The organism is Pontibacter mangrovi, from assembly GCF_006385705.1.
GTDB classification, from domain to species: domain Bacteria; phylum Bacteroidota; class Bacteroidia; order Cytophagales; family Hymenobacteraceae; genus Pontibacter; species Pontibacter mangrovi.
On sequence record NZ_VFRQ01000002.1, the window covers coordinates 252,070 to 263,822 of the forward strand.

Here is an 11,753-nt window from a genome sequence, read left to right on the forward strand (position 1 = left end):
TTCATACCTGAGGCCTTTCTGCGCCGCATTCCTTTGCCTAACTCCCTAAAATATATCACAATACAAATACATTAATTTAAATTAAAAGAGATAAAAGCTTCTGCCTTAGTCTTTTTTTAATTAAATTAATACCTATCTTTGGGACATAGAATTTTGTACTTTAACTTTTAGCCAGTGTCTTCATCATTCTTACGTCTTACATCCGTCAACTTGCATATCGACGGTATAGGCAAGGTGCTGTTTGAGCGGAGCGACAAAGCTAAGCGACTGAGCATCAGCGTACGCCCGTTAAAAGGGGTGCGGGTGGCAGTACCGCCGCACATCAGCTTCGAGAAAGCGGAGCAGCTTATCTATACCAAAGCCGACTGGATCAAGGAGCACCAGGCGCGCATGCAGCAGCAGGAGCAAAAGGTAACCGCCTACGACCACAACAGTGCGTTCAGGACCAGGAACCACACGCTGCGCCTGCTTACCCATGCCCGCTACGATATGCGCTGCGTTATCCAAAGTGGCTACATCGACGTGTTTTACCCCGCGTTTAAGGAAGTAGGCGACCCGGATGTGCAGAAGTTTATCCGGAAATCCATTGAGGAGGTTTACCGCAAGGAGGCAAAGGAATACCTGCCGCAGCGGGTGGCCTACTTTGCCGAAAAGTTCGGGTTTAGCTACCAGAACGTCTTCATCAAGAACGCCAAGAGCCGCTGGGGCAGCTGCTCGCACACCAACAACATCAACCTGAACCTGCACCTGATGCGCCTGCCAGACGCTCTCTGCGATTACGTGATCCTGCACGAGCTGGCCCACACCGTGGAGAAGAACCACGGCCCCCGCTTCTGGTCGCTGCTGGACAAGGTGTGCGGCGATGCCAAAGGCCTCGACAAAAAACTGAAGGCTTACCGAATTTCCATCTTCTAAAGCACTGCCTATTGCCCTACTTTACAAAATAGAGTTATACTTACGGCATGATAACAAACTGGCAACGGCCCCGGCTGCTGCTCCATAGTATAGTGCTGCCTTATTGGCTGATGTGCATGCCTTATTTATACAGCTTAAACCTCACCCTAACGCCTACCAGGAGGGGAATCTGCCTGTAGATAAGTGAAAGAGAGTGCGCACGGACCAGCTGGTATTGGTGCAGTAAACGGACAGAACATCAAAAAAGCGCTGCAGAACTAACTGCAGCGCTTTTGCTTTTAGAGGGTTATACTTGGTTAGGTCACTCTGCCGGGCTGAGGGCGTGCAGCGCAACGGCATCCACAAAGTCGCGCACCTTGTCTATCTGCACCTCATCCGGAATGATGATCTGAAAGCTTTTCTCCAGCTCCAGAATGATATCCACCACATCCACCATATCAAAGCCAAAGTCTTGCAACAGACGGTCGGCCCACAGGCGGTCGGCTTTTATCTCTTTTGTTTTGCTAATGATGCGGATAACCTCCCGCTCAATAGCAGTGTTCGTAGCAATCATAGTAGTTTAAACTGTGTATTCTCTAACTTTTCCGTTTACGGGCTGCCCCTGCTGCTTTAGCTTCAGGGCGCCGCGCTTTTCTTTGCTTATCACGCGGTCTTTCAGCTTCTCGTTCAGCAAATACATCACTGGCACGATCAGCAGCGTAACGATGGTAGCAAATCCGAGGCCAAAGATAATAGTCCAGGCCAAAGGTCCCCAAAAAGCGGCGCTATCTCCGCCCATAAAAAACCCGGCCTTAAACTCGGTGAACAAAGTATAAAAGTTGAGGTTTATGCCCAGCGCCAGCGGGATGAGGCCAAGTATGGTAGCTGTGGCTGTTAGCAGCACCGGGTTCAGGCGCGTTTTGCCTGCCTCCACAATCGCCTCTTTCAGCTCCCGCCCTTCGTCCAGCAGAATGTCCGTAAATTCCACGATCAGGATGCCGTTCTTCACCACAATGCCCGCCAGCGCCACAATGCCCACGCCTGTCATCACCACCGAGGCATCCATGCCAAAGATGGAGAAGCCCAGCAGCACGCCGATGATCGAGAACAGCACCTCCGACAGAATGATGAACGGCTTGGACACCGAGTTAAACTGCGTAACCAGGATCAGGAAGATGATGCAGAAAGCAGCCACCAGCGCCACCAGCAGAAACTGGCCTGTCTCCTGCTGCTCTTCCTGCTCGCCGCCCATACTTATCTCGTAGCCCTCCGGCGTATCAAAGTTCTGCAGCGACTCCTGGATCTGCTGCACCACCTCGTTGGCGTTGTAGCCATTCAGCACGTTCGACTCCAGGGTAACCACGCGCTTCAGGTCTTTGCGCTTAATGCCGCCATAAGAGGTGGAGTACTCCAGGTCTGCCACTGAGGAGAGGGGTATCTGGCGGATAAGGCCGCTGTTCATGTCGCGGTAGGTGATGCGCATGTCCAGCAGGGCGTCGATGTTATCGCGGTACGGCTCGGCGTAGCGCACCTGTATCGGGTACTCGTCCTCGTCGCGCTTAAACTTGGAGGCTTCCATGCCAAAGATAGCGGTGCGCATCTCCTGCCCTATCTGGCCTGTGCTAATGCCCTCGCGGTTGGCGCGCTCCCGGTCTATGTTGATAACGATCTCGGGCTTGCTGTCCTCCAGGTCGGAGCGCAGTTCCTCTATCCCGCCAATGTTCTGCTGGTCTATGTACTGCTCCACCTGCTTCGATAGTTTGATCAGGCCCTCAAAGTCTTCTCCGGCCACCTCTATGCTGATAGGTTTGCCCACCGGCGGGCCATTCTGCTCTTTATCCACGGTGATGTCTGCGCCGGGTATACCTTTCACCGCCTCCCGGATCTCGTTCAGGTAGGCGCCGGAGCTTTTGCCGGTCTGGCGGTCTTTATACTCCACGAAGGCAACCGTTATTTTGCCCTTATGCGATTGCGCGGTGGTAGAGCGGTCGTTCTGGTCGCCGGCACCGATGGCCACGTTTGAGATCACCGACTCCACATCCGGGTTATCCCGCCCGATCACGCTGTAGACTCGCTTCTCCACCAGCTTCGTCACAGAGTCTGTCACGGCCTGGTCGGTACCCACCGGCATGTTGATGTAAGTATAGACAAAGTTTGGATCGCTGCTCGGGAAGAACTCCACTTTAGGCGGGCGGATTATGGTCAGGGCAACCGAAACGAATAACAGCGCGATGATCCCTGAGAACACCCAGACAGGGCGCCAGCCCACCAGCATCCAGCGCAGCAGCCGCTCGTAGCCCGACATAAAGCGGGGCAGCACGCGCTCCTGAAAGCCTTTTATCCAGCCGGCAAAAACATACTTGTTTAGCAGCACCAGCACCACAAACAGCATGATCAGGTTGGCAGTGCCATACCAGCCCACGATGTAGCCTAAGGCCGCCACCACGATAGCCACACTTGCCACGATCCAGAAAATGCGGCGGGAGCGCGGCGTACTAACGTTTTCCGCATCGCGCTTCATAAACGACACCGCAAACACCGGGTTGATGATAAAGGCCACCAGCAGCGACGACATGAGCGTAACGATGAGCGTGATGGGCAGGAAGAACATAAACTTGCCTACAATGCCCGGCCAGAAAGCCAGCGGCAGAAACGGCGCCACGGTGGTAAGCGTACCCGCCAGCACCGGCACAAACACCTCGCCGGCCGCCACCTTCGCAGATTTCACGATGCTGAGGTTGGAAGTATGGTAGATGCGGTGCGTGTTTTCAATCACCACAATGGCATCGTCCACCACAATGCCCAGCGCCAGCAGGAACGAGAACAGCACGATCATGTTCAGCGAGAAGCCGAAGGTAGGCATAAGTATAAACGCCAGGAACATGGAGATCGGCACCGACAGGCCCACAAAAATGGCGTTAGTGGTACCCATAAAGAACATCAGGATGATGGTTACCAGCACAAAGCCGATGATGATGGTGTTGATCAGGTCGTTCAGGGTATGGCGCGTGGTAGTGGACTGGTCGCCGGTGATGGTCACGTCCAGGTCAGCGGGCAGCGTAGCGCCTTGCATTTCCTCTATCGTCTCCCGTATCTTATCGGAGGCCTCGATCAGGTTCTCGCCGCTGCGCTTGATGATGTTCAGCGTGATCACAGGCTTATCGCCCAAACGCGCGTAGCTTTCCTGCTCCTCAAAGCCCTCTTTTACCTCGGCAATGTCGCGCAGCTTTATGTTAGCCCCACCCAGCGACTTCAGCACGATGTCGCCTATCTTCTCAGGGTTTACGTATTGGCCCGTTACGCGCACCGAGCGCCTGGCCTCGCCCACGGTAACGTTGCCCCCGGAGATGGTCACGTTCTCGCGGGCAATGGCTGTGGCAATGTCGCTGAACGTCACCTGCGCGGCCTGCATCTTGTAAAGGTCCACGTTTACCTGCACCTCCTTGTCCAGGGCGCCCACCATGTCTACGCGAGTTATCTCCGGGAAAGCCTCAAAGCGGTCCTGCAGGTCCTCGGCATAGGTTTTCAGTTGATCCAGGCTATAGTTGCCCGCCACGTTTACGTACATGATCGGGAACTCCGAGAAGTTGATCTCCTGGATGTTCGGCTCCTGGTCCAGGTCGGTGGGCAGGTCGGCGCGCGCCTTGTCCACGGCATCGCGCACCTGCTGCTTGGCCTCCGGCACCTCCACATCGGTGTTAAACTCTACGGTAATGATGGAGAAGTCCTGCATGGAGTTGGAGGTGATCTCCTTCACGCCGTTTATGGCCTTCAGCTCTTTTTCAATGGGCCTGGTAATGAGGTTTTCCATATCCGACGGCGAGGTGCCCGGATGTATGGTGGCCACCATCACGGTCGGGATCACGATGTCCGGAAAGTTCTCCTTCTGCAGGTTTACATAAGAGAAGATGCCTGCCAGCGTAATGATGATGGTGATGATATAGATGCTGGTCTTGTTGTCGATAGACCAGCTGGTTGGCTTAAACTCTTTCATAGTTTTATACTTTAGCGGTTACTTTTGCGTCAGGCTGTTTTCCGCGAACACCACGGGCTGCCCCTCGTTCACGCTCTGGTAGCCTGCCGTAATCACCAAATCGCCTGCAGCCAGGCCTTTAAGCACTTCCACGTTGCCGCCGTAGCTCCTGCCTGTCGTTACCTCGCGCCGCGTGGCCGCATACTTGTCTCCCTGTTTTCCGGCCACGTACACATAGGCCGACTTTTCGTCTTTCTGCACCAGGTTCACCGGCAACATCAGCACGCCATCGTTCTTATAATCCTGGATGCGCACCACCGCCACCATGTTCGGGCGCAGCGTTATTTCCCTGGTGCTTTTAGGCCGAAGCTCTACCGTAAACGTGCGGCTGGTCGGGTTAATAAAGCTGCTCACCACTTCCACGGTCGTTTCTATTTCCTTGTCCAGGTCCGGGAAGTATACTATGGCCTGGTCGCCCTTGCTCACCTTGTTCTGGTATGCCTCCGACACCTCGGCCACTATCTTTCCGTCCTGCAGGTTTACCACCCGGATAATGCCCATGCCCGGGGCCACGGCCTCTCCGGCATTTGGCACCACCTCGTCCACCACGCCACTGATCGGGGCCTTTACGTTGAACTGGTCGCGCTGCTGCTGTAGGGCCGCCAGGCTACGCTCCAGCGCCTCTTTGTTGTTCTTGGCCGTGAGGTACTGCATCTCCGTGCCTATCTGCTGGTCCCACAGGTTTTTCTGTTTCTCATAGGCTATCTTGGCCAGGTCGAGGCGGGTTTTCAGCTCAGCGATGTTCTGCTCCAGCACCTGCGCATCAATGGTGGCCATGGTCTGTCCTTTCGACACGCGGTCACCGCGCTCCACGCGCACGCTGGTGAGCACGCCGGGTACTTTGGCGCTCACCATCACGTTCTGCGTAAAGTCCACGCGCCCCTGCACCTCCAGGAAGTGCCGAAATGTGTCCGGCTCCAGCGCCATCACCGATACCGGCACAGTCTTCTTCTGTGCGGCCACGGTTTTGCCTTCGGCTTTCAGTTCGGCCTCCAGCTCGGCTATCTGCTCCTTTAGGTCCGTCTGCTGCTCTTTCAGCTTGGCCAGTTGGGCTTCCTTGTCCTCTTTGCCGTTGCAGGCGGCAAGGCTCAGGGTACAGGCAAAAAATGCTATGGCTATAATTCGGTTCATGTCTGGTAGGATAGATTGGTTTTTCGATCGTTTTATTTTGTGTATAGGGTGCCGGTGGCCTTTGCCAGGTTCACCTTGGCAATCAGGGCATCGTACATGGCGCCGTAGTAGTTGGTCTGGGCCTCGCGCAGGTCGGTCTCGGCGTTTACCACCTCCAGGTTAGAGCCCACGCCCTCCTGGAACTTGATCTTAGCCACACGGGCGATTTCCTGGGCCAGCGCCAGGTTTTCCTGCTGCGCATCCAGCACATCCAGAGCATTGGTCAGCTCCGTGGAGGCCTGTTTCAGCTCCAGGTCTATACTTTGGCGCAGCGTCTCAAAGCCAAGCTTGGTGTTCTCAACCGCAATCTTAGCCTGCTGCACCTGGTAGTGCTTGCGCAGGCCGTCGAAGATGGGCACCTGCAGCTGTGCCCCCACATACCCGAAGTCGAACCAGTTGCGGTTGGTGGTGTTGTTAGCTCCGGCCCGCACATCCATCACATCCGAGAATGATTTGCCTACGCCCATGTAGCCGTAGCGGGCGTTTAAGTATAGCTTAGGCAGGTAGCCGGACCTCCGGTTGCGCAGGTCCAGTTCGGCCAGGTCGCGTTGCGTTTCCAGCACGGAGTACTCGATGCGGTTGCTGTAGTTAAAGTCCTGCGGGTGCAGCTGGCTCATATCAATGTCTACCTCGGCCAGCTCGTCGGTAAGCACGATTGGCTGGTTTTGGGGCAGCCCCATCTGGAACTTGAGCAGGTTCTCGCTCAGCTGCATCAGGCGATCTGTTTTCTGGGCCTCCACTTTCAGGTTGTTGCGCTGCACGCGCAGGCGGTCCACATCCAGTTTCTCGGCCACGCCGTTCTCAAACATCACCTGTGTCTGAAACAGCAAAGTATCCAGGCGGATGAGGTTCTGCCGCAGCAGCTCCATGCGCTCCGCGTTCACCAGCACGCCATAATAGGCCTTGCTTACCTGCTCCGCCACGTCTATCTCGCTTTGGGTGGTGGCTTTGCGCGAAAGTTCGGTGTAAGTTTTAGCCGCTTTCAGGCCGATGAGGTAGGACCCGTCGAAGAGCAGCTGGCTTCCGGTGATGGTGGCCGTGCCGCTGTAAGGTTGCACAAAGGTAATGGCCTGCAGCCCGCCCTCTGTAGGCTCCGGGCGTGAGTAAGTGGGCTCCAGCGTAATCGGCTGCCCCGATGCCAGCTGCTCCGGCGTGATCACGAACGGGTCGAGCTGCGCCGGTGAGAAGGCACTGGGGTCAACAAGCGTTTTCTGTTGGATAAAGTTATTTCCAACTTCCACCGAACCGTCTACCTGCGGCAGACCAGTGGCGCGGATCTCGCCCACTCTTGCGTCGGCAATGCGTTCCTCGTTGCGGGTGGCCTGCAGGCTGGCGCGGTTTTGCAGTGCATACGTTATGCTTTCCTGCAGGCTCAGGCGCATGGGTTCCTGCGCAAAGCCTGCGTGAAGTATGGCCAGCAGGGCAATTATCAGGCTAATCTGTTTCTTCATAATTTTATGTGTGGTAGTAGATGGTGCTATTCTTCCTCGGTGATGTGCTTATACTTGTTTATCAGTTTGTGGCCTTTTAGCGTGGCCATGCCCAGCATGTAGTGCTCCAGCACGGCCAGCTGCACCTGCCTTACATTAAACTCGTGGGGCGGGTATACTTCTGCGTTAAAGGGAAGCTCGATCAGGGCCAGCCGCATGCGGGCGGTCACTTCAACATCCAGGTCGTTGCGGAACAGCCCCTCCCGCATGCCGCGCGCAATATTCGCTTTCACTTTGCCCAGCATAAAGCTGTTCTTGTGCTGCTTCCAGAGCGCCCAGCTGTCGGGGTGGTACTTTCTAAGATCGTAGAAAATGGAAGGGTGCATCTCAGAGAACACCTGCTTAGTTAGGGCCATGATCTGAAACAGCTCCTCCACGGCGTTGCCGGCCTGCGTTAGCTGGCACTCGCACTCGCTCTGCACGTTCTGCAAATAGTTTTGGGTGGCGTCGTGCACTACCTGGTCCTTGTTGCGGAACCACTTGTACAGCGTTTTCTTGGACATAGCCAGGTGCTGCGCAATGTCATCCATCGATACGCTTTTAAAGCCACGCTTTCGGAACAGCTCGAACGATGATTTTAAGATCCGCAGCTCCGTTTCTGTTTTCTCCTCCGTTTCCATACATTGGTTGCTCATGCCGCAAAACTATGGAAACATTTTTTGTTTCAAAAGTTTCCATGCTAAATATCATCCGCCTATCTTCCTGTTGTATAGGATACTTACAAAAGTATAACCATCCCACCGGCCAGGTGTTTTCCGGACTAAGAGGCTCTTTTATGCTCCAAATCCATACCTATACCCGACGAAAAGCACTTTGCTGCCGCCAGGCCCTGCCGCTGCCAAAAAGCAGGAATCCTATAAAAAAAATTTACCCTTAAATGCCCAGCACGGTGCGCAGCTTGCTGTAGCCGCTCCGGCTCAGGGGTATGCGCACGCCGCTTTTCAGCAGGGCCACATGGCTGTCTTTCTCCAGGGGCTCAATGCGGGTGAGTTGGGTGAGGGGAATGATGTAGGAGCGGTGCACGCGCACAAACTGCTTCGGGTCCAGCACGCGCTCGTAGTAGCTCATGGTTTTCTTCTTCAGGAAGAGCCCTTCTGAAGTATGGATTTTCACGTAATCGTCGTAAGCCTCCAGGTACAAAACATCCTTTACCGGAATGATGCGGATGTCGTTGGCGGCCTTTACCACGATGCGCAGCTGCTCCTCGGGCTGCTTGGCGGGCACTTCGTTCAGGTCGGGCTTACTTTCCGGGTTGCTTATACTTCGCTTTTCCAGCCACTTTTGCAGGGCCGCATCAAAGCGCTGCTGGCTAAAGGGCTTGAGCAGGTAATCTATGGCGTTGGCATCAAAGGCTTTCAGGGCATACTCGTCAAAAGCGGTGGTAAAGATCACGCCCGGCGCCTGCTCCACCAGTTCCAGCATCTCAAAGCCGTTAATCTTGGGCATCTGTATGTCCAGGAAAATCAGGTCGGGCTGGTGGTGCTGTATGGCTTTTATACCTTCAAACCCGTCGCCGCACTCCTGCACCACCTCTATCTCGGGGTACTTCTGCAGGTACTCCACCACAATGCTGCGGGCCAGCGGCTCATCGTCTATAACTAAACACTTCATCATTTTTCTGCGGGATTTTGATGCTGGTGATAAACTGGTTCTCCTCCTGACGCGTCTGCAGCAGGTCTTGCCGGGCGTAGAGCAGGTACAGGCGGCGCTGCACGGAGCTCAGCCCGAAGCCGGTGCCGCGCTGCGGGCGTGCCGTGGCGGGGTCGTAGGGGTTTTGCACCTGCAGCAGCAGGTGGTGGTCCTGGGCAGTGGCTTTTATACTTATCACGGTGTCGCCCACCGTGTCGTAAAGCCCAAACTTGATGGCGTTCTCTACCACGGGCTGCAGCAGCAGGGCCGGCAGACGCATGTTCATTGTTTCATTTTGTACTTCAACGGCAGTTTGCAGGCGGTGCCCGAATCGTACTTTCTCTATCTCCAGGTACAGTTCCAGCTGCTGCAGCTCATCGGCCAGGCTCACCTGCTGCTGGTCGTCCTTGCGCAGGGTGCCGCGCAAAAAGTCTGAGAGCTGCTGTATCATGGTGCGCGCCTGCTCCGGCCGGGCCACCACCAGCGCCGAGATGGAGTTGAGGCTGTTGAACAGGAAGTGCGGCTGTAGCTGCTGGCGCAAGGTATGGAGCTCTGCCTCGCGGGCCAGTTTCTCGGCGGCAGCCTTGCGCTGCTCGTCCTGCTGGCGCTCCAAGGTATAAAACCAGAACCAGCTCAGGAGCAGGAGCAGCAGCACCATCAGCCAGGTAAACACAAAGCGCACGGCCAGCGTGGCCTCCACAAAACCCAGGTATACTTCATCGCCGGCAAAGAGCCTGGTGGCGGCCCAGTAGAACAGCATGATGCAAATAACACCCAGTCCCATGCTCCACCCCAACAGGTAAGCCGCCTCCCGTATACTTGGCTGGTAGTAGCGCAGCCCGGTTCCCATGGCGTAGCCGCCCACGGTCAGCAGCAGGTTGGTCAGCAGGGCATCGGTAGCGGCCACCTGCACGCTAAACCCCACCGACCACAGCAGCACCGCCTGCACCGCCGCCCACAGCAGCGCCCACCCAAGGTAAGCAAGTATAACCCGACTCTGAGGCATGGCAATGAATTGTTGGTTGGTGATTGTTGATTGTTTTATTCGGCTTTTGTACTTCGGTTATAGTATGAGCAGCCACTGTTTGTCAAGTACAACATACAGCAATTAACAATCAACAATTATCTATTTAGTAGCTCTTGATGTTGAGGCCTCCGAAAAGGGTGGTGCCTTTCAGGATGAGCACTTTGTTGGGGTCGTAGCCGTCGGGCAGCACCGGGCGCTTGTCTTCCACGCCGCCAAGTATGGCCACCATCTCTGATTTTACCTGCCAGTGCGGCGGGATGATCAGCGTGGTTCCGCCAAAGATCTGCGTGGCCTCCAGCACAACCGGGTGCTGAATATCGGCCTGGGTAAGGTTCAGCTCTGTGCCGCCAAACACGCTCACTACCTCGCCGCCCTGAAAGTTCTTGGAGATGATATGCTTTTTGATGCCTCCAAGTATGGCAGTGGCGTCCACAATGTCTTCGGCAGAGTAAACAGGCTCCTCCTCCGCGCCGGGCGCACTGTCGTTGTAAGTATAGTCACCGGCTGGCTCAGCTGGTCTGGGCGAATTTGGGTTAACCCGCCTGTCGTACCGGTGGCGCGGCTTCAGCATCACCCACAAACCTATACCTATTAGCAGGATAGGCCAGAAGTAGATGCGCAGGTTAAATCCCGCTACTAGATCGTTTACGAGAAACACGGTGCCTATCAGCACCATCACCAGCCAACCCGACTTCCGGAAGTTATGCCTAAAGCCAATGAACAGGCCCAGCACAATCAGCAGCATCTGCCAGGAGAATACCCAACCGGGCAAGAAGAAAATGTTCAGCTTGGAGGCTAGTATCACCACGCCCACTGTTATCAGCAGCAGGCCAGCCATTACTTTGCCGCCCGTGCCCCCCCGGCGCTCCGGCCAGTTGTTTCCGAAGTTTTGATTTCTGTTTTCCATAGTCCTTTTCTTTAAGTTTATGCTGTAAAGATACTGCCTCTGTGCCCACGCGTCCAGGGCTAATAGGCGGGGGCGGGTCATTAGTCGGTAAGCTGCAGGTTTGCGGCGGTAAACTACAAAGTATATAGTGGTTCCGCAATTTACCGATGGCATTGAGAGATTACGTTTCTAGCGTTTTATATTTTGCTATTACTGGCGCTCCGAAGGCTTTCGGGGTGCCTTTATACTTTAGCTACGGCTTTCTGCAACTTGATACAGCTATACTCTTGCTGTTTCGGACACCCCTGTCCGGAACCTTCCTGCTGAGAACCCCTGTCTGTGTATTTATAACTTCTATAGCCATTGCTTCCTGCAACTGGAGGCAAGCTATCCTTTCTAGTCGCTGCTGATGCGCAGTCTTACAAATCTAAAGTTGCATCTCCTACTTGGCTCCCTCCAAGGCCGGGAGGCCTCGCCTTCGGGCATCGCGCTGTGTTCCCTCCTGCCGGGGGTAGGGGCCCTCTTTTCCGCTGCGCTACGGCTGCCGCTAAGGCGGCACCGGATCTCACAAGGCGCTCAACCCAAAGGCTGGGATCAGTTTTTGATAGCCGCGGCTGACGGAGC

General features: G+C 55.2%; 10 protein-coding genes. 2 read left to right on the forward strand and 8 right to left on the reverse strand.

The features are described from left to right. Positions 1 to 210: 210 nt before the first annotated feature. Complete coding sequence (locus tag FJM65_RS04665; protein WP_239022824.1) at positions 211 to 915, forward strand: M48 family metallopeptidase; 705 nt, start codon at positions 211 to 213, stop codon at positions 913 to 915. Positions 916 to 1,216: 301 nt separating this feature from the next. On the opposite strand, the gene FJM65_RS04670 is transcribed toward FJM65_RS04665, so the two are convergent. Genes FJM65_RS04670 through FJM65_RS04690 form a run of 5 tightly spaced genes read right to left on the reverse strand, consistent with a single transcriptional unit; the run spans position 1,217 to position 8,222 of the window. Next, on the reverse strand, positions 1,217 to 1,468 hold the full coding sequence (locus FJM65_RS04670; protein ID WP_140619962.1) for an acyl carrier protein: 252 nt from the start codon (positions 1,466 to 1,468) through the stop codon (positions 1,217 to 1,219). Between the two features lie 6 nt (positions 1,469 to 1,474). Next, positions 1,475 to 4,888 (reverse strand): efflux RND transporter permease subunit, encoded by a 3,414-nt coding sequence (locus tag FJM65_RS04675; protein ID WP_140619964.1) that lies wholly within the window; start codon positions 4,886 to 4,888, stop codon positions 1,475 to 1,477. An 18-nt stretch (positions 4,889 to 4,906) separates the two neighbouring features. Continuing rightward, positions 4,907 to 6,058, reverse strand: a complete 1,152-nt coding sequence (locus FJM65_RS04680; RefSeq protein WP_140619966.1) for an efflux RND transporter periplasmic adaptor subunit — start codon at positions 6,056 to 6,058, stop codon at positions 4,907 to 4,909. Between the two features lie 32 nt (positions 6,059 to 6,090). Next, positions 6,091 to 7,548, reverse strand: coding sequence for a TolC family protein (locus FJM65_RS04685; RefSeq protein ID WP_140619968.1), 1,458 nt, complete (start codon positions 7,546 to 7,548; stop codon positions 6,091 to 6,093). Between the two features lie 26 nt (positions 7,549 to 7,574). Beyond that, positions 7,575 to 8,222: a TetR/AcrR family transcriptional regulator gene (locus tag FJM65_RS04690; protein ID WP_239022825.1), complete on the reverse strand. Its 648-nt coding sequence runs from the start codon at positions 8,220 to 8,222 to the stop codon at positions 7,575 to 7,577. Positions 8,223 to 8,233: 11 nt separating this feature from the next. Here FJM65_RS04690 and FJM65_RS04695 point away from each other — a divergent pair, with 11 nt between their 5' ends. Beyond that, positions 8,234 to 8,464 carry a hypothetical protein gene (locus tag FJM65_RS04695; RefSeq protein ID WP_140619970.1) on the forward strand — a complete coding sequence of 77 codons (231 nt, stop codon included), beginning with the start codon at positions 8,234 to 8,236 and terminating at the stop codon, positions 8,462 to 8,464. Here FJM65_RS04695 and FJM65_RS04700 read toward each other — a convergent pair. The 3 genes from FJM65_RS04700 to FJM65_RS04710 all read right to left on the reverse strand — a co-directional run bounded on the left by FJM65_RS04700 (position 8,461) and on the right by FJM65_RS04710 (position 11,150). Continuing rightward, positions 8,461 to 9,201 carry a LytR/AlgR family response regulator transcription factor gene (locus FJM65_RS04700; RefSeq protein WP_140619972.1) on the reverse strand — a complete coding sequence of 247 codons (741 nt, stop codon included), beginning with the start codon at positions 9,199 to 9,201 and terminating at the stop codon, positions 8,461 to 8,463. The genes FJM65_RS04695 and FJM65_RS04700 overlap by 4 nt on opposite strands. After that, positions 9,173 to 10,222: a sensor histidine kinase gene (locus FJM65_RS04705; RefSeq protein ID WP_140619974.1), complete on the reverse strand. Its 1,050-nt coding sequence runs from the start codon at positions 10,220 to 10,222 to the stop codon at positions 9,173 to 9,175. Before FJM65_RS04705 ends, FJM65_RS04700 begins: the two co-directional genes overlap by 29 nt. Before the next feature lie 124 nt (positions 10,223 to 10,346). After that, positions 10,347 to 11,150, reverse strand: a complete 804-nt coding sequence (locus FJM65_RS04710; RefSeq protein WP_140619976.1) for a LiaF transmembrane domain-containing protein — start codon at positions 11,148 to 11,150, stop codon at positions 10,347 to 10,349. Positions 11,151 to 11,753: the final 603 nt, after the last annotated feature.